The following is a 19440-nucleotide window of genomic DNA, read 5'->3' on the forward strand; positions in this document are numbered from 1 at the left end:
CATGTGGCGGCGCCTGACACCCCTGTTCCTGGCGCCGCTGCTGATCGCATCCCCCGTCGCCGCCCGACACGCCGACCCCCTGGGTGATGGATGGATGCGGTTCGAAGTGGCGGCGGCGGGGCGAACCCTCGCCGCCGCCATGCCGTCTGTGGACGAGCCAGCCTCCACCTTGACCATTGTGATCGAGGGCGATGGCCGGGCCCATGACCGTCATGGTCGGGCGAGCGCCGATCCTACGCCCACAAGGGCCGTGGGGCTGGAGCTCGCCAAGGTCTGGCCAGGTCCCGCGGCCTGGCTGGGACGTCCCTGCCAGTATGTGAAGGACGCCGCCTGCGAGGCCGCCCATTGGACCACCCACCGGTTCTCGGAAGAGGCCGTGGCCATGACTGACGCTGCGGTCAGCGCGCTGATGGCCCGGGCCGGGGCGGAGAAGTTGGTGCTGGTGGGCTGGTCGGGGGGCGGGGTGATGGCCGCCCTGGTCGGCGCCCGGCGGGACGATCTCGCTGGTCTCGTGACCCTCGCCGCGCCGCTGGATGTCGAGGCCTGGACGGCCAGCCGGGGCCTGAGCCCCTTGGAGGGCCTCGACCCTGCCGACTTGCAGCCCATTCCGGCGCCGCAAGTCCATCTGTCCGGCGCCTTTGATCCGATGGTTCGTCCGGCGGTCGTAAAGCAAACGGCCCGGCGCTTGGCCGGGCCGCAGGGCCAGGTGGAGACCTGGCCGGAGCGTCATGACTGCTGCTGGGCAGCCCGCGTCGATGAGATCGCCGCGCGCCTCAAGCTCCAGCCTTGAGGCCTACTTGCCGCCGAGCGTCGCGCGCAGCATCCAGGCGTGCTTCTCGTGGGCTTCCAGGCGGTCGGTGATGATGCCGGCGCTGGCCTCGTCGTCCGCCTTCTGGGCCAGGGTCAGGGCCTCGCGGCACGTGGCGATCACCGTTTCATGGTCGCTGGTCAGGGCCTGGAGCATCGATTGGGAGTCGCCCTCGGGGTCGCCGTCCTTGATCGAGCTGAGATTGCCAAACGCGCCATAGCCCTGCGGCGCCAGTTCGCCGAGCGCACGGATGCGCTCAGCCACGGTGTCGATGGCCTGCCACATCTCGGTGTACTGCTCCATGAAGAGCGCGTGCAGGGACGAGAAGTTCGGACCGCGGACGTTCCAATGGAAGCCGTGGGTCTTGAGATAGACCGCATAGGTGTCGGCCAGCATCCGCGAAAGGGCCTGGGCGACGGCCTTGCGGTCCTCGGCGTCCAGTCCGGTCTTGATCTTCTCGGCCATGAAATCAGCTCCTTTGGTGTCTTACGGCTCAGCTTGCTATCGAACGGCTGGCCACGGCTAGGGTTCCGCCATTCGCGGCGGCGGCGCGGGCCTCAGCCTTTGACCAGGCGCGCTCATGCAGGGCGAAGGCGATGGTCTGGAATATGGGCTCCACCATGCCGATCGCCAGGGCCGCCCGCCAATCTCGGGTCAGTACGTAGGCCACGGTGAAGGCCACGATCAGGTGCATGACGCTGTAGGTCAGGGTCTTGGCGGCGGTCTTCTTCATCGTCTCAGCCTTTCGTGGCGACGATTTGCATATAGCGTATCAATGGCGCCGCGGAAGGGTTAGTTGCAAATAATTCGCAGAAAAATATCTGCATCAAAGGAACGACGGCTCTGCGGACACGAAAAAGGGGCCGCCCCGGATGGAGCAGCCCCTGATCGGCGTGTTGTGAAGGGTCGAGACTTAGAAGATCTCGAACAGGCCCGCCGCGCCCATGCCGCCGCCGACGCACATGGTGACGACGCCGTATTTCGCGCCGCGACGCTTGCCTTCGTACATGATGTGGGCCGTGCAGCGGGCGCCGGTCATGCCGTAGGGGTGGCCGATGGAGATGGCGCCGCCCGAGACGTTGAGCTTGTCGTTGTCGATGCCGAGCGTGTCACGGCAATAGAGCAGCTGCGAGGCGAAGGCTTCGTTCAGCTCCCAGATGTCGATATCCTCGACCTTCAGGCCGTTGCGGGCCAGCAGCTTGGGAATGGCGAAGACCGGGCCGATGCCCATTTCTTCCGGACCGCAGCCGGCCACAGCCATGCCGCGATAGGCGCCCAGGGGCTCCAGGCCACGCTTCTCGGCTTCCTTGGCTTCCATCAGCACCAGGGCAGCCGCGCCGTCTGACAGCTGGCTGGCGTTGCCGGCGGTGACGAACTTGCCTTCCTGGACATAGCGGCCGCCCTTGAAGACCGGCTGCAGCTTCTGCAGGTCAGCCAGCGTCGTCTGGGGACGGTTGCCCTCGTCCTGGGCGATGGTGACTTCCTTTTCCGAGGCCTGGCCGGTGGCCTTGTCGAAGACCATCATGGTGGTGGTCATCGGCACGATTTCCATGGCGAACCGGCCTTCGGCCTGGGCCTGGGCGGTGCGCTGCTGGGACTGCAGGGCGTATTCGTCCTGGGCCTCGCGGCTGATCTTGTAGCGGTCGGCGACGATCTCGGCGGTCTCGATCATCGAGGTCTGCAGTTCCGGCACATGCTCGGCCAGCCATTCGTCCCGGGCGCGGAACAGGTTCATCTTGTCGTTCTGCACGAGCGAGATGGATTCTAGGCCAGCCCCGATGGCCATCGGCGCGCCGTCTTGGGTGATGTACTTGGCGGCCGTCGCCACCGCCATCAGGCCCGACGAGCACTGGCGGTCCATGGACATGCCCGAGACGGTGTTGGGCAGGCCGGCCCGCAGGGCGGCGTTGCGGCCGATGTTCTGCGAGGTCGTGCCCTGTTGGAGGGCGGCGCCCATGACCACGTCGTCGATCTCGGCCGGGTCGATCTTGGCCCGGGCGACGGCCGCGGCGATGGCGTGGCCGCCCAGGGTGGGGGCGGTGGTGTTGTTGAAGGCGCCGCGATAGGCCTTGCCGATGGGGGTCCGCGCGGCGGAGACGATGACTGCTTCACGCATGGAAATGATCCTGCTTCTCTTAGGTGTTCGGGGAGGGGCTTAGAGGTCCTTGAAGGACTTGCCTTCGGCGACGAGCTTTTCCAGCAGGGGCGAGGGCTTGAACTGGTCGCCCATCTTGGCGTGGAATTCCTGCATCTTGGCCAGCACCTTGGGCAGGCCGACATGGTCGCCATACCACATGGGTCCACCGCGATAGACCGGCCAGCCATAGCCGTTCTGCCAGACCACATCGATGTCTGAGGGTCGGATGGCCTTGCCCTCTTCGAGGATCTTCGCGCCCTCATTGATCATCGGATAGATGCAGCGTTCCAGGATCTCCTCGTCGGAAACGTCCCGGGGATTGGCGCCGGTCTTGACGATGAAGTCCTTGATGACCTGCTCGGTCACAGGCGAGGGCTTGGCGTTGCGGGCTTCGTCATAGTCGTAGTAGCCCGCGCCGGTCTTCTGGCCGCGGCGGTCCATCTCGCACAGCACGTCGCGGATGCTTTCGCCCTTGGAGCGTTCCTTGACCCAGCCGATGTCGAGGCCCGCCAAGTCGCTCATGGCGAAGGGGCCCATGGGGAAGCCGAAGTCGTAGAGGACCCGGTCGATATCCCAGGGCATGGCGCCTTCCATGACCAGCTTCTGCGCCTCGCGCTGACGCTGGCCGAGGATGCGGTTGCCCACAAAGCCCGGGCAGACGCCCACCAGGACGGCGACCTTGCCGATCTTCTTGGCCAGCTTCATGGAGGTGGCGATGACCTCCTTGCTGGTGTGGTCGGCGCGGACAATCTCCAGCAGCTTCATGACATTGGCCGGCGAGAAGAAGTGCAGGCCGATGACGCTTTCCGGACGCTTGGTGACCGCGGCGATCTCGTCGATGTCCAGGCCCGAGGTGTTGGTGGCCAGGATCGCGCCGGGTTTGCAGATGGCGTCCAGCTTGGTGAAGATGTCCTTCTTGATGTCCATGCGCTCGAACACCGCCTCGATGACGAGGTCGACGTCGGACAGCGATTCCATCTGGAGCGAGCCGGTGATCAGGGCGCAGCGCTCCTCGACCTGCTCAGGCGTGATGCCGCCGCGGGAGGCGGTGCGCTCATAGTTCTTGCGGATGGTGGCCAGGCCGCGATCGAGGGCGTCCTGCTTGACCTCGATCAGCACCACCGGGATGCCGACATTGGCGAAGTTCATGGCGATGCCGCCGCCCATGGTGCCGGCGCCGATGATGCCCACCTTGTTCACCGGGATGACCGGGGTGTCGTCGGCCACGTCGGGGATCTTCTGGGCCTGGCGCTCGGCGAAGAAGGCGTAGCGCTGGGCCGCCGACTGCGAGCCGCTCATCAGTTCCAGGAACAGCTTGCGCTCGACCTCCAGCCCCTCCTCGAAGGGCAGGTTCACCGCGGCCTCGATGCAGCGGATATTGTATTCCGGGGCCAGGAAGCCGCGGAACTTGCGCGCATTGGCCTTGCGGAAGGCGGCGAAGATCTCGGGCTTGCCCTTGGCGGCCTCAAGCTTCTCGTTCTGGTCGCGGATCTTGGCGAGGGGGCGGCCCTCGGCGACCACCTTGCGGGCGAAGGCCAGGGCGGCCTCGCGAAGCTGGCCTTCCTCGACCAGCTCGTCCACCAGGCCGAGCGCCTTGGCTTCCTTGGCCGGCACATGGCGGCCAGAGGTCATCATGGCCAGAGCGGTCTCGACGCCGACCACCCGGGGCAGGCGCTGGGTGCCGCCAGCGCCAGGCAGCAGGCCGAGATTGACCTCGGGCAGACCCAGGCGGGCCGAGGGCACGGCCACGCGGTAATGGGCGCAAAGCGCCACTTCCAGACCGCCGCCCAGCGCCGTGCCATGGATGGCGGCGACGACCGGCTTGGAGGAGCCTTCGATGGCCTCCTGCACCTGCGGCAGGGAGGCGCCGGCCATGGCGCCGCCGAATTCGGTGATGTCGGCGCCGGCGATGAAGGTGCGGCCATCGCAGATCAGCACGATCGACTTGGCGGCGGCCTCGGCATTGGCCTGGGTGAAGGCGTCGAACAGACCCTGGCGGACGGCCGCCGACAGGGCGTTCACCGGCGGCGAGTTCAGGGTGATGACGGCGACGTCGCCGTCGAGGGTCAGGTCGGTGACCGGATTGATCTGGCTCATGCGCGTCCTCAAGACATTTCCATGGGGCCGCTTCTCGGACGGGCGACCTGGCTGATTCAAACGCGTGTTATAGGCCTGACCGGAAGGGGGCGAGTCAATCGGGCTCGCCGCCGATCACCGCGTCCCTCGTCCCGTCCAGGGGCGGTGGCGCAAGGGAAACGCAAGGCACAGGAGGCGCATCATGGCGCTCGATCTCTTCACCCTCCAGGGGCGTACCGCCCTCGTCACCGGCGGCTCGCGCGGCATCGGCAAGATGATCGCCGCCGGCTTCCTGGCCCAGGGGGCCAAGGTCTATATTTCGTCGCGCAAGGCCGACGCCTGCGATGCGGCCGCCGAGGAGCTGTCGCAAGGGGGCGGGACCTGCATCTCCCTGCCGCAGGACGTCTCGTCTGTGGCTGGCTGCCAGGCGCTCGCCAAGGCGCTTGAGGAGCGGGAAGACAAGCTCGACATCCTGGTGAACAACGCCGGCGCCGCCTGGGGCGCGCCCTTCGAGGAGTTCCCCGAGCACGGCTGGGACAAGGTGATGGACCTGAACCTCAAGTCCCCCTTCTTCCTGACCCAGGCCCTGCACGTGGCCCTGAAGAAGGCCGGGACCCACGATCAGCCAGCCAAGGTGATCAACATCGCCTCGATCGACGGCATCCGCCTGAACCCTCAGGACACCTATTCCTATCACGCGTCCAAGTCGGGGCTGATCTATCTGACCCGCCGGCTGGCCGCCCGGCTGATCGCCGACAACATCGTCGTCAGCGCCATTGCGCCCGGCGCCTTCGCCTCTGAGATGAACCGCACCGCCCGCGACCATGGGGACGCTGTGGCCAAGGCCATTCCCGCCCGCCGCATCGGCCGCGACGAGGATATGGCCGGCGCGGCCATCTACCTGGCCAGCCGGGCCGGCAACTATGTGGTGGGCGAAACCATCGCCGTCGACGGCGGCGTGGCCCTGGCCACGGTCGGCGCCATCGGCTGAGACGAATGACCTCGCGATCCGGCGTGCGGGCGCTTTGCGCCGGCCGCCGGGTTTCGATAGATGGAACGACCCCTTCCCCTGCGTCTCCCGGCGCAGGCGCGGGATATGGAGCCGCCATTTCCATGGCTGAACGCAACGCCGCCCGGGCGACGGATCGATACGAGCGCAAGCGCGAGGACATTCTCGACGCCGCGACCCTGATCCTGAACCAGAAGGGGGTGAAGGGCCTGACCCTGAGCCTGGCGGCGGGCGCGGTGGGCCTGTCCACCACCAGCGTGACCTACTATTTCAAGCGCAAGGACGACCTGGCCGCAGCCTGCCTGATGCGCGGGGTCGACTGGCTGATCCATCTGGCCGCCAGCGCCGAAGCCGGCGACGCGCCGGCTGTGCGACTGGAGCGGATCTTCGAACTGCATCTGGAGCGCCTGCGGCTGACGGCGCAGGGCCTGGCGCCGCCCCTTCCGGCGCTCTCGGACATCCGCGCGCTGAGCCAGCCCCGCAGGAGCGAGGTGTTCGCCGCCTATATGAAGGCCTTCCGCCGGATGCGGCAGATCTTCGAGGCTCCGGAGCTGGCCTCCCTGACGAGGGGCCGGCGGACGGCCCGGACCCACATGCTGCTGGAACAGATCTCCTGGGCGGCCTTCTGGCTGCCCAAGTACGATCCGGAGGACTACCCCCGGATCCAGCTGCGGATGGTCGACATCCTGCTCAATGGCCTGGCGGTGGAGGGGGCGAGCTGGGAGCCCCGCCTGCCGCCCATGGCCGAACTGGCGCCCGGCGAGGGACCTGAAATGAGCCGGGACGCCTTCCTGCGGGCGGCGACGCGGCTGATCAACACCCACGGCTATCGCGGCGCCTCGGTGGACCGGATCTCGGCCGAGCTCAATGTCACCAAGGGATCGTTTTATCACCACATCGACGCCAAGGATGACCTGGTCGTGGCCTGTTTCGAGCGCAGCTACGAGGTCATGCGGCGGGTCCAGCGTCTGGTCATGTCCAAGGACGGCGACCAGTGGACGAAGCTGGCCAGCGCTGGGGCGGCCCTGGCCGAATACCAGCTGTCGGATTACGGCCCCCTGCTGCGCTCCTCGGCCCTGTCGGCCCTGCCCGAGGCCATCCGCGAGGAGATGGTGCAGCACTCCAACCGGATCTCCGACCGTTTCGCCTCGATGATCTCCGACGGCATCGCCGAGGGCTCCATCCGCCCGGTGGATCCCTTCATCGCCGCCCAGATGCTCAACGCCACCCTGAACGCCGGCGCCGAGCTGGCCTTCTGGGTGCCGGGCGTCCGCCAGAAGGCGGCGCCGGCGGTCTTCGTGCGGCCCATGCTGATGGGCATCTTCCGCAGCTGAGATTTGGCCCGTTACTGCGGGCCGGGTGTCTCGATCCCGTCGGCGCCAGCCTCGGCCGCCAGCTTGCGGACCGAGGCCTCATGCTTGTCGCGGGTGATGCTGTAGAAGGCGACGAAGCCGACCGCGGCGGCCAGCAGGGCGCCCAGCAGGGGCACATAGAGCATCCCAAGATTGCGGATCACCTCCTCGGGCACCTCGCCGGGGCGGGCGTTCTGCGGGAAGGCGATGGCCAGCAGGATCATGCTGGAGGCGAAGATGCCGATGCCGGAGACCGACTTGTTGACGAAGCTGGCGGCGGCGAAGAACAGCCCTTCCGAGCGCCGGCCGGTCTTCAGCTCGGAGTCCTCCACCACATCGGCGATCATCGAGGAGATCAGGATCGAGGCGGTGATCGAAAGCCCGGTGGACAGCATGGTCTGGACGAACAGGATCGGAATGATCACCGGGTTGTCGTTCTCGGGAAAGACCCCCAGCAGCCGCAGGGTGATCGGCGCCGAGCCCACGAAGAAGGACAGCACCTTGGCCAGCTGGGCGGCGTTCTTCTTGCCCATGCGCAGCGAGAGCGGCGCGGCCAGGCCGAAGGCGATCGCTGCGGAGATGAAGTTGGCCACGGCAAACAGCGAGATTTCGACCGCCGACAGCTCCCAGAAATAGGTGTTGAAATAGAGGTTCAGCGACAGGACGAGGCCGCCCGCCATGGCGTTGAACAGGCCCGCCATGATCAGGACCAGGAAGGAGCGGTTGGACAGGGTGCCCGCCATCTCCTTGATCACCTGGACCACGGTCAGCTTGCGCTTGGGCGGGGTGACCAGTTCAGGGATATGCCGGTGGGTGCCGATGGCTGAGACCAGGATGGCCAGCAGCATGACTGCGGCTGCGGTGGTCCCATAGGCCACATAGCCATCGGGATTCAGCTGGCCCACCGGATGCTCGGCGCTGGGCCGCAGGAAGACCTGGAAGGCCAGCAGGGTCATGGTCAGCCCGCCCCACCAGGCGAAGAAATAGCGGTAGCTGAGCACCTTGGTCCGCTCGTCATAGTCCGAGGTCAGCTCGGCGGCCAGCGCGGTGGAGGGGATCTCATAGAGGGTGATGAAGGTGCGGATCATCACCGCCACCACCAGCAGATAGACAAACAGGCCCGTCTGGGAGAGCTCGGGCGGGTTCCACAGCAGGCCATAGGTGATCGCCACCGGAATGGCCGAGGCGTACATGAACGGGTGTCGGCGGCCCCAGCGGGAACGCCAATTGTCCGAGACCTGGCCGATCAGCGGGTCGGAAATGGCGTCGAAGATCATGGCGATCATGATCACCAGACCCACCATGTGGGCCGGCATGCCGATGACCTGATTGTAGAAGATCAGCAGCAGGTAGGAGAAGCCCTGGTCCTTCACCCCGAAGGCGACGGTGCCGAAGCCGTAGAACAGCTTGGTGGGCAGGCTGAGCTTCTTGGGCGTGGGGCGGACGGCGCTTTCGGTCACGGAGCATCCTTGCGGCCGGGCGCGACCGGGAGCGGGCCGCGGGGGAACTGCGGCCTCGAGGCCAGGCTGCATCTAGGTCCGTGCCGGGTCCGCGGGCAAGGCCGCGGACCCGGATTTTGTGGCCTAGACGACCAGCCTGTCGGCCCAGATCAGGCGCCGGTGACCGGCGGGGCGTTGGGGCCGGCCGGGGTCGTGCCGCCGGCGGCCTGGGCGCGCAGAGCGGTCTCCTCCAGCTTGCGCAGGTTCTCCTCGTGGGTCGCCTTGTCGATCTTGAACATGAACAGGCAGCCGATGGCGATGGCGTAGAAGAACAGCAGGGTCGGCAGATAGATCAGCGCCATGTTGCGCAGCACCTCGTCGTCCACCCCGCCGCGGACGGCGTTCTGCGGGAAGGCGACGAAGGCCAGGACCGCGCCCGACACGAAGACGCCGACCCCGGAGACCACCTTCTTGAACAGGTTGTCGAAGGAGAACAGCAGCCCCTCGGAGCGCCGGCCGGTCTTGACCTCGGAGTCCTCGACCACGTCGGCGATCATCGAGGCCAGCATGACCCCGGTCATCATGGCCATGGCGCCATTGGCGATGACATCGACGAACAGGATCCAGAACAGCAGGTCGGTGCCGTTGGCCGGCATCCAGCCGAGCAGCCGCAGGGCGATGGGGCCAAGCAGGGCCACCACGGCGCCTGCGAACATGGTGATGGCGCCGTTCCGCTTGCCCATCTTGGCCGCCACCTTGGGGGCGAGAGACACGCCCATGACGCTGGCGATCACCCCGGCCACGGTCAGCAGGGACAGCTGGGTCTGGGTCAGCTCCCAGAAGTAGAGGAAGAAGTAGAGCTCGAGCCCGCCCTTCACCCCCAGCGACATGGACATGAACATGCCCGAGATGGTCAGCACCACGAAGGAGCGGTTGTTCAGGGTGTGGGCGACCTCGCGGGCCATGCCGACGAAGGTGATCTTGCGGGTCGGCGGCTTGCGCAGCTCGGGGATGTGTTTGTGGGTCCCGGCGGTGGAGGCCAGGATGATGATGAAGATCAGCACCGCGGCGCAGAGCGCGTAGCTGAAATAGCCCTCACGGGCCAGAACGCCGCCGGTGCCATTGGGCCCCTCCCGCAGGAAGACCTGATAGGCCAGCAGGGTCATGCCCAGGCCCCCGGCCACTCCGAAGAAGCCCCGCAGGGCGATCAGGCTGGTCCGGTCGTCATAGCTCTTGGCCAGTTCAGGGGCGAGCGCGGAGGACGGCAGCTCGAAGAAGGTGTCGAACAGGCGGATCACCAGCAGGCAGGTCAGCATGTAGCCGAAGATCTGCGCGTGCTCCCAGCCGACCGGCGGGTTCCAGATCAGGAAGAAGGCGATCGCCACCGGCAGGGCCGACAGGTACATGAACGGGTGCCGCCGGCCCCACTTGGACCGGAAATTGTCCGACACCTGGCCCACCAGGGGGTCAACGAAGGCGTCGAAGATCAGGGCGAACATGATGGCTGTGGAGACCATCTGCGGCGGCAGGCCGATTACCTGATTGTAGAACAGCAGCAGGAAGGTCGAGAGCCCGCGCTGCTTGATGGCGCTGGCGGCCCCGCCGGCGCCATAGAGGATTCGCGTGGTGAGGCTCAGGCGGCGGTCAGCGGTCGCGGCCGGGGTGGCCTGGTCGGTCAGGTCGGTCACGGTGAATTCCTATCAGGCCTTTGAACCCAGGGGCGGCGTCGCGCCTCCGGGCAGGATGTCGGTGCTGGCGTCTCGGGCCTCATGGGCCGCGGCGGTCGCCTTGGCGCCGGCCTCGTCCAGGATCCGGAGGTTGTCTTCGTGCTTGGCCTTGTCGATGTTGAACATGGACAGGCAGACGATCCCCATGCCGTAGAGCAGGGTGACCAGGGGCAGGTAGATCAGGCCCATGTTCTGCAGGATCTCCGGGTCCACGCCCCCGCGGCGCGCGCTTTCCGGGAAGCTGACCAGGCTGAGCACCGCGCCGGCGATGAAGATGCCGACGCCGGACACGATCTTCTTGAACAGGTTGTCGGCCGACATCAGCAGGCCCTCGGAGCGCCGGCCGGTCTTGACCTCGGCGTCCTCGACCACGTCGGCGACCATCGAGACCAGCATCACGCCAGTGGCCACCGCCATGCCGGAATTGAAGAAGGTCTCGGTCAGCAGAATCCAGAACAACAGGTCGGTGCCATTGGGGGGCATCAGCCCGATCAGCCGCAGGGTGATGGGCGTGATGCCGACCGCGAGCGCGCTGGCGAACATCAGGATCGCCCCGCGCTTCTTGCCCAGCAGCCGGGCGATATGCGGGGCGACCAGCACCCCGCCCAGACTGCCGGCCACACTGACGGCGGTCAGGATCGCCAGCTGGCTTTGGGTCAGTTCCCAGAAATAGAGGGCGAAATAGATCTCCAGGCCGTTTTTCGACCCCGCCGCCACGGCGATGAACATGCCGGTCAGGGTGGCGATGACGAAGGCTCGGTTGTTCAGGGTGTGCGCCACCTCACGAGCCATGGCCTTGAGCGTGATCTTCCGCGTTGGCGGCTGGCTCAGAAAGGGGATCCGGCTGTGGGTGCCGGCGGTCGAGACCAGGATCACCACGAAGATGAGGATCGCTGACACGGCTGAGAAGGCGAAATAGCCGTCCCGGGCCAGGATGCCGCCGGTCCCATCGGGGTTCTCGGCCAGGAAGTACTGATAGGCCGCCACCGTCATGCCCAGGCCCCCCACCACGGTGAAGAAGGCGCGCATGGAGATCAGGCTGGTGCGCTCGTTATAGTCCCGGGTCAGCTCAGGGGCGAGCGCCGAGGAGGGCAGCTCAAAAAAGGTGTCGAACAGGCGCACGGTGAGCAGGCAGGCCACCAGCCAGATGACGATGGCCTCGTCGCTCCAGCCCCCGGGCGGATTCCACAGCAGGAAATAGGCCACCGAGACCGGCAGGGCGGCGGCGTACATGAACGGATGGCGTCGTCCAAATTTCGATCTGAAATTATCCGACACCTGTCCCACCAGGGGGTCGACGAAGGCGTCGAAGATCAGGGCCACCATCAGCACCCCCGACACCGTCGCCGGAGGCAGCCCCACCACCTGATTGTAGAAAATCATCAGGAAGGTGGCGAGGCCCCGGCCCTTGACCGCATTGGCCACGGCGCCCAGGGCGTAGAACAGCTTGGTATGCAGCTTCAGAGGGGGAATCTCTGAGGGAATCGCCGTCATCAAAGTCTCCGGCCAATGCAAATACGGCGCGATGCCTGTCGGCCACGCCCGGACGCCGGGTTTTGAAAATCAGATGCCGCGGGCCGGCGCTGCGTCAGGCGCAGCCTTCCACTCCCGCCCGCAAGAAAATTGCGGATCAATGCACAGTCCTCCCTGCCGAACCTCCGTCGGGTTCGATCATTCTTGTGTCGCGTCCGGTCTTGGGACCCGGCGTCACCGCCCCAGGATCATTCACGGCGCAAGCGTGGGCGAGGCCTATCGCAGCGTCAACGCTTATGATCTTACAAGTCTGACACAAACTAACCCTTAGCCCACAACGGGTTGAGGGTGATGGCGCAATCGACCTGGAGCGGCGCCGCGCTTGATGTCCCGCGCGGGGCAATCCTCAGCCGCCGGCCCGAGGCGCTCCACATTCTTGGGCAGGGTACAGGCCAGGCGACGAGGGGCCGATCAGGGCTTGAGCATGATCTTGCCCAGATGACCGCCGGCCTCCAGGGCGGCATGGGCGTCAGCCGCCTGTTCGAGGGGGAAGACGCTGTCGATCTGCGGGCGCAACTGGCCTGCCGCGATCCATGGCCAGACGGTCGCCTCGACCGCGGCGGCGAGCCGCGCCTTCTCATCGGCGGAGCGGGGCCGCAGGGTCGAACCGGTGACGACAGCCCGCTTCATCATCAAGGCGCCGATGTTCAGGTCCACCTTGCCGCCGGCCTGGGCGGCGATGAAGACGATGCGGCCGCCGGTCTTCAGGGCGGCCAGATCCTTGGCGAAGTAGTCGCCGCCGACCATGTCCAGCACCACATCACATCCGCCATCGGCCAGGGCGACCTCGGCAAAGTCCTGGGCGGTGGTGTCGATGGCGATGTCGGCGCCCAGGTCCAGGGCCTGGCGAGCCTTGTCGGCGCCCCGGGCCGTGGCGATGACCCGGGCGCCGGCGGCCTTGGCCATCTGTATCGCCGTTGTCCCGATCCCGGACGTGGCGCCGTGCACCATCAGGGTCTCTCCGGCCTTCAGCGCCCCATGCTCGAACACATTGGCGAAGACGGTGAACACGGTCTCCGGTAGACCCGCCGCCTCCAGCGCGCTCAGGCCGGCAGGGAGAGGCAGGGCGTGGCGGGCGTCGCACACGGCGTACTGGGCGTAGCCTCCCCCGCCCAGCAGGGCGCAGACCCTGTCGCCGGCCTGCCAGCGCCCGGCGCCGACGATGACCTCGCCGGCCACTTCCAGGCCCATGGTCTGCGGCGCGCCAGGGGGTGGCGGATAGAAGCCGGCCCGCTGGGCGATATCGGGGCGATTGACGCCGGCGGCCTCCACCCGGATCAGGATCTGACCGGGGCCTGGGGTTGGGGTTGGCAGAGTCACTGGATGCAGGGCGCTGGCGGGACCCTTGTCATCCTTGATGGCGATGGCCGTCATCTGGTCGGGAACAGTCGCTTGCGCCATCGTCGTCGCCTCCACGTGCTTGCGCCCGAGCGGCGCAGGGGGTTGGATAAACCGCTCCGGGGGCCTGGGCAAAGAGAGGGCAGAGCATGGAAGAACCGGCGGAAGTCCGACTGGGGCGCGGCCAGCGCCTGATCGAGGTGACGCGTGAGGACCTCGAGCTCTATGGCGTGGAGGAACTGGAGGCGCGGGTTGAGGTGCTGGAGGCCGAAATCGCCCGCTCCCGGGGCTTCATCGACAAGAAGCGGGCCAGTCGTGCGGCGGCCGACGCGCTAGTCCGCAGCTAGGGCGATCACCCATAGTGGGGAGTGACGTCGCGTCGCGCCGCCCGATATGGCATGGGGGTTGCAAGTCGGACGCTATCGGACGATCGGTTCGTACAGTGTCTGGCAGGGGCTTGGAAAATCGATGAGCGAACTCACCGCATTGGCGAAACCCTGGCGTGGCGACGTGATCGCCGACTTCGCCCGCTCCGAGCTGTTTGAGCGGACGTTCCAGGAAGGCATGGACCTGGTCGAGGAGACCGCGGCCTATCTCGACGGCGGCGGTCGCCAGGAGTCCAAACGCCTGGATCGCGGCGCCGCCCTGGCCTACGCGGCCGAGAGCATGCGCCTGACCACCCGGCTGATGCAGGTGGCCTCCTGGCTGCTGGTGCAGCGGGCGGTGCGCGAGGGTGACATGGCGCCCGAAGCCGCCTGCGAGGAGCGCTATCGCCTGGCGGCCGAGACGTCCCGTCATCCGGCGGAGGCGCTAGAGGTGCTTCCGTCCGGTCTTCTGGAGCTCATGGAGCGGTCCGAGCGTCTGTTCGAGCGGGTGCGCCATCTGGACCGGCGGATGTATGTGGAGGCCGCCGAGGACTCCACGCCCAATCCCGTTCTGTCCCAGTTCGATCGGCTGCGCGACGCTTTCGGCGCCGGCTGAGGTCGTCGCCGGCCCGAAGGCCGGCGGAATTCCAGACACAAAGAAGACGCCGCGGGCCGAGGGGCTCGCGGCGTCTTCTTTGTGTGGAGCAAGGTCAAGACCCGCCGTGCGGCGGGCCAGACGCCTACTTGCGGGTGAAGCCGCCGAACTTGGCGTTGAAGCGCGAAACCCGGCCGGCGCGGTCCAGCAGGGTGTGGGCGCCGCCCGTCCACGCCGGGTGCGTCTTCGGGTCGATATCCAGGTTCAGGGTCGCGCCCTCTTTCCCGTAGGTCGACCGGGTCTGATAGGTCGTACCATCCGTCATCACCACGGTGATGAAGTGATAATCGGGGTGCGTGTCTTGTTTCATCGCGAGGACAACCGACGTAAGAGCAGCGGGTGATGCGACGCCGAACCCGACGGGTCCGGTGCGCAAACGAGCCGCGCGTATACAGAAACGGCGGCCCTGAAGCAAGGGCGCACGGATTTCATGAGCCAGTCAGCCGACACCGCCGTCCCTGCCGCCACTGGGGCTGACGGGCGTCCCGGCGCCGGCGCCGAACTGGTCCAGAGCCTGGGCGAGGCGGCCGAACGTCGGCCCCGCAGCCGCAATGTCGGCGCCCTGCGGCGTCTGGTTCCCTTCGCACGACGCCGCAAAGGCGAGGCCGTCGGCGCGCTGGTTTTCCTGATCGGCGCCACGGCTGCGACCCTTGGCCTGTCGGGCGCGGTGCGCCTGCTGGTGGACGCCCTGACGACGCCGGACATTTCGCCGGAGCGGGTCAATCTGTGGTTCGCCCTGATCGGGGCGGTCGCCTTGGCCTTGGCGCTGTCCTCAGCCCTTCGCTACTTCTTCGTCACCAAGCTCGGCGAGCGGGTGGTGGCTGATCTGCGCGAGGCGGTCCACGCGCACATTCTGACGCTGGACCCCGGCTTCTTCCTGCGCACGCGCACGGGCGAGGTTCTGTCGCGGCTGACCACCGACATCCAGATCGTCGAGAGCCTGATGGCGACCTCGGTCTCGGTGGCCCTGCGAAACCTGCTGACCCTGATCGGCGCTCTGGTCTTGCTGGTGTGGGTCAGTCCTGGCCTGACCGCCCTGGTCCTGATGATTTTCCCCTTCGTGATTGCGCCCCTGTTCCTGTTCGGCCGCCGGGTGCGCCAGCTGACCGTCTCGACCCAGGACCAGTTCGCCCAGGCCGTCGGCCAGGCCGGCGAGACCCTCGACGCCCTGGAGACCGTCCAGGCCTTCGGTGGCGAAGCCGCCGCCGCGCGGTCCTTCGACGGGGCGGTGGAACGGGCCTTCGAGACCTCCCTGCGCCGCATGACGGCGCGGGCCGTGATGACCGCCCTGGTGATCGCCCTGGTGTTTGGCGGGGTGGTGGCCATCTTCTGGCTTGGGGTGCATGCGGGCCTGCGGGGCGAGATGAGCTGGGGGGCGCTGTTCCAGTTCGCCTTCCTGGCGGTGATGGCCGCCGGCGCGGTCGGCGCCCTGGGAGAGACCTGGGGGGACGTCCAGAAGGCCGCCGGCGCCATGGACCGGATCGCCGAGCTGCTCGACGCCCGGCCGGGGATCGCAGCGCCGGTCAGTCCGGCCATCCTGCCCTTGCCGTCGCGCGGCGCGGTCGCCTTCGAGGACGTGACCTTCGCCTATCCCGGCCGCCCGGACATGCCGGCCCTGCGCCACTTCACCCTGAACGTCGCGCCGGGCGAGCGGGTGGCCCTGGTGGGACCGTCGGGGGCAGGCAAGAGCACCGTCTTCCGCCTGCTGTTGCGCTTTTATGATCCGGACCAGGGCGTGATCCGCCTGGATGAAACCGACCTGCGCCTGGCTGACCCGCGGGAGGTGCGCGAGCGCATGGCCCTGGTGGCCCAGGACTCGCCGCTGTTCTCAGGCTCGGCGGCCGACAACATCGCCTTCGGCCGCCCGGCCGCCCTGCCGGAGGATATCCTGGCCGCCGCCCAGGCCGCCCAGGCCCGCGGCTTCATCGAGGCCCTGCCCGAGGGCTTCCAGACCCTGCTGGGGGACCGGGCCCGCTCCCTATCTGGCGGCCAGCGTCAGCGGTTGGCCATCGCCCGGGCTCTGATCCGCCAGGCGCCCATCCTGCTGCTGGACGAGGCCACCAGCGCCCTTGACGCCGAGAACGAGCGGTTGGTCCAGGCGGCCCTGGATGAGGCCATGACGGGCCGCACCACGCTGGTGATCGCCCACCGGCTGGCCACGGTGCTCAAGGCCGATCGGATCGTGGTCATGGACCAGGGCCAGGTGGTCGAGCAGGGGACTCACGCGGCGCTCTCGGCCCAGGGCGGGCTCTATGCCCGGCTCGTCGCCCTGCAGTTCGGCCAGGCGGCCTGACCGGATCAGGTGTTGAATATTTCCTGCCGCACTGTCACGGCCAGTTCCGGGAAATCGGTAAAGACGCCATCAACGCCGGCCCGATAGAGGGCGCGGAGCAACTCGGCTGAGTTTCCATGCCCGGCCGGGTTTTCCCCTTGGCGAAGCGCGGGGGGCAGGAAGCTGTTCTCCGAGCGTACGGTCCAGGGATGGACCTTCATACCCGCGGCCTGGGCTTTGGCGATCAGGCCGGTGGCGGGCAGGCCCGGCGTGTTCGCGTCCAGCACCATCTTCAACTCCGGCCCCAGGCCGTCGGCGAATTCAGCGACCTCGGCCAGCATCCCGTCTGACAGGGCCCCGGCGCCCACCAGCATCACCGTGGGCGCCTGGCTGCGGGCGCGGAAGGCGCGCAGGGGCTTGGGCTCGAAACACTGGACGAAGACCGGCGCATCCCGGCGGTCGAGGCCGTTGTCGCGCAGGGCGGCGGCCAGGCTCGCGCCCATGGGCAGGCCGCGGGCCTCGAAATAGGTGGGGTGCTTCATCTCGGGATAGGTCCCGATGGTCCGGCCGGTCCGCCGGCTCTCTGCCTTGGTCAGGTCGACCACTTCCTGGAAGGTCGGGATGGCCGCCTGGCCGTCGAAGGCCGCGCTGCCTGGCCGCAGGTCCGGCAGGCGCTCGCGGGCCTTCAGGGTCTTCAGCTCGGCCAGGGTGAAGTCCTCGGTAAACCAGCCCTCCACCTTGACCCCATCGATGAGCTGCTCCGTGCGCCGGTCGGCGAAGTCCGGACGATCAGCCACGTCGGTGGTTCCGGAGATCTCGTTCTCGTGCCGGGCCACCAGCACCCCGTCCCGGGTCATCACCAGGTCGGGCTCGACATAGTCGGCCCCCTGATCGATCGCCCGCTGATAGGCCGCAAGGGTGTGCTCAGGCCGCTCGCCGCTGGCGCCGCGATGGGCGATGACCAGGGGGCGGGTTGCGACGGGCTGGGCGAGCCCAGGGTGCGCCAGGGCGGCCAGGGCCAGGGGGGCGGACGCCGTGAAGGCGCGACGGGTGAGGGCGCTCATGCCCCCGATCTAGCCGCCTCTTGTGACGGTTGCGTCAAGCCGTTGCCGCGGGGGCTCAGGCGGCGGCGCGCAGGCGCTCCAGCAGCAGGGGATGCAGTTCGAGATTGGACGTGCAGACCGAGCCGGACCCCAGCACGTCCTCGCCGCCGTCGGCGTCGGTCACCTTGCCGCCGGCCTCGGTGATCAGCAGGATGCCCGCCGCCAAGTCCCAGCGGTTCAGATCCCGCTCCCAATAGCCGTCGAACCGGCCCGCCGCCACATAGGCCATGTCCAGCGCGGCCGAACCAAAGCGGCGCACGCCAGCCACTCGCTGACTGATCTGGTGCAGCTCCTTGAGGAACCTAGCGTGCTGGCCATGGCCCAGGAAGGGGATGCCGGTGGCGATCACCGACTCGTCGAACCGGGTGCGGGCGGCGACCCGCAGGCGGTGGTCGTTCAGAAAGCAGCCCTTGCCCTTCTCGGCCCAGAACAGCTCGTTGCTGACCGGGTTATAGGTCAGGGCAGCCACAATGGCGCCCTGGCGCTCCAGGGCGATGTTTATGGCGAAGTGCGGGATGGCGTGCAGGAAGTTGGTGGTGCCATCCAGGGGATCGACGATCCAGGTATGGGTCTTGTCCGTGCCCTCGATCATCCCGCGCTCTTCGCCCAGGAAGCTGTAGCCCGGTCGTGCAGCCGTCAGGGCCTCGAAGATGGTCTGCTCGGCCTTGATGTCGGCGGCCGAGACAAAGTCGGCGGCGCTCTTCTTCGACACCTGCAGCTCGGCGAGCTCGCCGAAGTCGCGGTTGAGCCCGCGCGCGGCCTTGCGGGCGGCGTCGGACATGACTTTCAGAAGTGCGGTTTGCGTGGCCACGGTCTGTTCCAGTGCGCGCAAGGGACGGGCGGCGGTGGTCGGCGCTCGGGCGGGAAATGGGCGGCGGAACCTAGTCGCCGCGCCGCCCGATGGCAAGGCGGGCGATCAGCGCCCTATTGGCCGGCGCTGGCGGCGGCCCGGGCGGCCACGCCCCGGGCGATGGCCGCGTTCAGCTCGCGGACGGCGACGGCGGGTCCTTCCGGGTGGGCCCAGATCCCGGCCGAGACAGCCAGGAAATCGGCGCCGGCCGCCGCCAGCCCCTCGGCGGTGTCGACCGTGATACCGCCGATCGCCACGCAGGGGATCTCCATCGACTCCTGCCAGATGGTCAGCAGGTCGGGTTCGGCCCGGGTGGGCGCCTCCTTGGTGGTCGTCGGGAAGAAGGCGCCGAAGGCCACATAGTCGGCGCCGGCCTCGGCCGCCTCCATGGCCAGGTGGCGGCTGTCATGGCAGGTCACGCCGATCATGGCGTCCTTGCCCATGATCCTGCGGGCTTCGCGGCAGGGCGGGTCGTCCTGGCCCACATGCACCCCGTCGCATCCCAGGGCGGCGGCGAGGTCTGGGCGGTCATTGAGGATGACGGCCACATCGCGGCTATGGGCGATGGGCATGATGACGTCGACGGCCGCGGCGATCACCTCGTCAGACGCGCCCTTCAGCCGGACCTGCAGGGCGGCCACGTCGCCGGCGTCCAGGGCCTGGGCCAGGGTGTGGCCGAAGGCCGCCAGATCTTCGAGGACCGGCGGGGTGAGCAGATAGAGGCGGCAGTCGGGCGGCGTGGTCATGGGCCGCTTCTAGCCCCGCGAGGCGGTGAA

The 19440-nt window shown here is 67.8% G+C and carries 18 protein-coding genes; 6 read left to right on the top strand and 12 right to left on the bottom strand.

Going from position 1 to position 19440, the window contains the following annotated elements:
• Position 1 precedes the first annotated feature (1 nt).
• The gene (locus tag Q8N19_RS15775; protein WP_305592282.1) at positions 2 to 790 is read left to right on the top strand and encodes an alpha/beta fold hydrolase; all 789 of its coding nucleotides are present in this window, start codon (positions 2 to 4) and stop codon (positions 788 to 790) included.
• A 3-nt stretch (positions 791 to 793) separates the two neighbouring features.
• Here the strand turns inward: Q8N19_RS15775 and Q8N19_RS15780 are convergent, their stop codons facing one another.
• The 4 genes from Q8N19_RS15780 to Q8N19_RS15795 all read right to left on the bottom strand — a co-directional run bounded on the left by Q8N19_RS15780 (position 794) and on the right by Q8N19_RS15795 (position 5042).
• Positions 794 to 1273, bottom strand: a complete 480-nt coding sequence (locus tag Q8N19_RS15780) for a Dps family protein (protein ID WP_305592284.1) — start codon at positions 1271 to 1273, stop codon at positions 794 to 796.
• 28 nt (positions 1274 to 1301) lie between these two features.
• The gene (locus Q8N19_RS15785; RefSeq protein ID WP_305592286.1) at positions 1302 to 1541 is read right to left on the bottom strand and encodes a DUF2061 domain-containing protein; all 240 of its coding nucleotides are present in this window, start codon (positions 1539 to 1541) and stop codon (positions 1302 to 1304) included.
• 180 nt (positions 1542 to 1721) lie between these two features.
• Positions 1722 to 2924 carry an acetyl-CoA C-acyltransferase gene (locus Q8N19_RS15790; RefSeq protein WP_305592288.1) on the bottom strand — a complete coding sequence of 401 codons (1203 nt, stop codon included), beginning with the start codon at positions 2922 to 2924 and terminating at the stop codon, positions 1722 to 1724.
• A gap of 39 nt (positions 2925 to 2963) precedes the next feature.
• Positions 2964 to 5042, bottom strand: a complete 2079-nt coding sequence (locus tag Q8N19_RS15795) for a 3-hydroxyacyl-CoA dehydrogenase NAD-binding domain-containing protein (protein ID WP_305592290.1) — start codon at positions 5040 to 5042, stop codon at positions 2964 to 2966.
• 181 nt (positions 5043 to 5223) lie between these two features.
• Between Q8N19_RS15795 and Q8N19_RS15800 the strand changes: the two genes are divergently transcribed.
• Positions 5224 to 6012: an SDR family oxidoreductase gene (locus Q8N19_RS15800; protein ID WP_293322402.1), complete on the top strand. Its 789-nt coding sequence runs from the start codon at positions 5224 to 5226 to the stop codon at positions 6010 to 6012.
• A gap of 122 nt (positions 6013 to 6134) precedes the next feature.
• On the top strand, positions 6135 to 7364 hold the full coding sequence (locus Q8N19_RS15805; RefSeq protein WP_305592293.1) for a TetR/AcrR family transcriptional regulator: 1230 nt from the start codon (positions 6135 to 6137) through the stop codon (positions 7362 to 7364).
• Between the two features lie 11 nt (positions 7365 to 7375).
• Here Q8N19_RS15805 and Q8N19_RS15810 read toward each other — a convergent pair whose 3' ends face one another.
• The 4 genes from Q8N19_RS15810 to Q8N19_RS15825 form a co-directional block, all read right to left on the bottom strand.
• Positions 7376 to 8842 (bottom strand): MFS transporter, encoded by a 1467-nt coding sequence (locus Q8N19_RS15810; RefSeq protein ID WP_305592295.1) that lies wholly within the window; start codon positions 8840 to 8842, stop codon positions 7376 to 7378.
• Between the two features lie 149 nt (positions 8843 to 8991).
• Complete coding sequence (locus Q8N19_RS15815; RefSeq protein WP_305592297.1) at positions 8992 to 10509, bottom strand: MFS transporter; 1518 nt, start codon at positions 10507 to 10509, stop codon at positions 8992 to 8994.
• A 12-nt stretch (positions 10510 to 10521) separates the two neighbouring features.
• Complete coding sequence (locus Q8N19_RS15820; RefSeq protein ID WP_305592299.1) at positions 10522 to 12042, bottom strand: MFS transporter; 1521 nt, start codon at positions 12040 to 12042, stop codon at positions 10522 to 10524.
• Positions 12043 to 12492: 450 nt separating this feature from the next.
• On the bottom strand, positions 12493 to 13482 hold the full coding sequence (locus tag Q8N19_RS15825) for an NAD(P)H-quinone oxidoreductase (protein ID WP_305592301.1): 990 nt from the start codon (positions 13480 to 13482) through the stop codon (positions 12493 to 12495).
• Between the two features lie 86 nt (positions 13483 to 13568).
• Between Q8N19_RS15825 and Q8N19_RS15830 the strand changes: the two genes are divergently transcribed.
• The gene (locus Q8N19_RS15830) at positions 13569 to 13766 is read left to right on the top strand and encodes a DUF1192 domain-containing protein (protein WP_305592303.1); all 198 of its coding nucleotides are present in this window, start codon (positions 13569 to 13571) and stop codon (positions 13764 to 13766) included.
• Between the two features lie 121 nt (positions 13767 to 13887).
• Positions 13888 to 14400, top strand: coding sequence for a DUF1465 family protein (locus Q8N19_RS15835; protein WP_305592305.1), 513 nt, complete (start codon positions 13888 to 13890; stop codon positions 14398 to 14400).
• A gap of 124 nt (positions 14401 to 14524) precedes the next feature.
• Here the strand turns inward: Q8N19_RS15835 and rpmE are convergent, their stop codons facing one another.
• A complete protein-coding gene (gene rpmE, locus Q8N19_RS15840; protein ID WP_293319064.1) occupies positions 14525 to 14749 on the bottom strand; it encodes a 50S ribosomal protein L31 in 225 nt (74 codons plus the stop codon).
• A gap of 120 nt (positions 14750 to 14869) precedes the next feature.
• Between rpmE and Q8N19_RS15845 the strand changes: the two genes are divergently transcribed.
• Positions 14870 to 16732, top strand: a complete 1863-nt coding sequence (locus Q8N19_RS15845; protein WP_305592308.1) for an ABC transporter transmembrane domain-containing protein — start codon at positions 14870 to 14872, stop codon at positions 16730 to 16732.
• 5 nt (positions 16733 to 16737) lie between these two features.
• Here the strand turns inward: Q8N19_RS15845 and Q8N19_RS15850 are convergent, their stop codons facing one another.
• The 3 genes from Q8N19_RS15850 to thiE form a co-directional block, all read right to left on the bottom strand.
• Entirely contained in the window at positions 16738 to 17775 is a 1038-nt protein-coding gene (locus tag Q8N19_RS15850; RefSeq protein ID WP_305592310.1) for a glycerophosphodiester phosphodiesterase, read from the bottom strand.
• A gap of 55 nt (positions 17776 to 17830) precedes the next feature.
• Entirely contained in the window at positions 17831 to 18625 is a 795-nt protein-coding gene (locus tag Q8N19_RS15855; protein ID WP_305592312.1) for an inositol monophosphatase family protein, read from the bottom strand.
• A gap of 113 nt (positions 18626 to 18738) precedes the next feature.
• A complete protein-coding gene (thiE, locus tag Q8N19_RS15860; protein ID WP_305592314.1) occupies positions 18739 to 19410 on the bottom strand; it encodes a thiamine phosphate synthase in 672 nt (223 codons plus the stop codon).
• Positions 19411 to 19440: the final 30 nt, after the last annotated feature.

The organism is Phenylobacterium sp. (genome assembly GCF_030693405.1).
Lineage (GTDB): Bacteria > Pseudomonadota > Alphaproteobacteria > Caulobacterales > Caulobacteraceae > Phenylobacterium.

Bases quoted from the DNA above. Each gene is read 5' to 3' on its own strand.
- Q8N19_RS15775 (WP_305592282.1), top strand. From the start codon at position 2: ATGTGGCGGCGCCTGACACCCCTGTTCCTGGCGCCGCTGCTGATCGCA.
- Q8N19_RS15780 (WP_305592284.1), bottom strand. From the start codon at position 1,273: ATGGCCGAGAAGATCAAGACCGGACTGGACGCCGAGGACCGCAAGGCC.
- Q8N19_RS15785 (WP_305592286.1), bottom strand. From the start codon at position 1,541: ATGAAGAAGACCGCCGCCAAGACCCTGACCTACAGCGTCATGCACCTG.
- Q8N19_RS15790 (WP_305592288.1), bottom strand. From the start codon at position 2,924: ATGCGTGAAGCAGTCATCGTCTCCGCCGCGCGGACCCCCATCGGCAAG.
- Q8N19_RS15795 (WP_305592290.1), bottom strand. From the start codon at position 5,042: ATGAGCCAGATCAATCCGGTCACCGACCTGACCCTCGACGGCGACGTC.
- Q8N19_RS15800 (WP_293322402.1), top strand. From the start codon at position 5,224: ATGGCGCTCGATCTCTTCACCCTCCAGGGGCGTACCGCCCTCGTCACC.
- Q8N19_RS15805 (WP_305592293.1), top strand. From the start codon at position 6,135: ATGGCTGAACGCAACGCCGCCCGGGCGACGGATCGATACGAGCGCAAG.
- Q8N19_RS15820 (WP_305592299.1), bottom strand. From the start codon at position 12,042: ATGACGGCGATTCCCTCAGAGATTCCCCCTCTGAAGCTGCATACCAAG.
- Q8N19_RS15825 (WP_305592301.1), bottom strand. From the start codon at position 13,482: ATGGCGCAAGCGACTGTTCCCGACCAGATGACGGCCATCGCCATCAAG.
- Q8N19_RS15830 (WP_305592303.1), top strand. From the start codon at position 13,569: ATGGAAGAACCGGCGGAAGTCCGACTGGGGCGCGGCCAGCGCCTGATC.
- Q8N19_RS15835 (WP_305592305.1), top strand. From the start codon at position 13,888: ATGAGCGAACTCACCGCATTGGCGAAACCCTGGCGTGGCGACGTGATC.
- rpmE (WP_293319064.1), bottom strand. From the start codon at position 14,749: ATGAAACAAGACACGCACCCCGATTATCACTTCATCACCGTGGTGATG.
- Q8N19_RS15845 (WP_305592308.1), top strand. From the start codon at position 14,870: ATGAGCCAGTCAGCCGACACCGCCGTCCCTGCCGCCACTGGGGCTGAC.
- Q8N19_RS15850 (WP_305592310.1), bottom strand. From the start codon at position 17,775: ATGAGCGCCCTCACCCGTCGCGCCTTCACGGCGTCCGCCCCCCTGGCC.
- thiE (WP_305592314.1), bottom strand. From the start codon at position 19,410: ATGACCACGCCGCCCGACTGCCGCCTCTATCTGCTCACCCCGCCGGTC.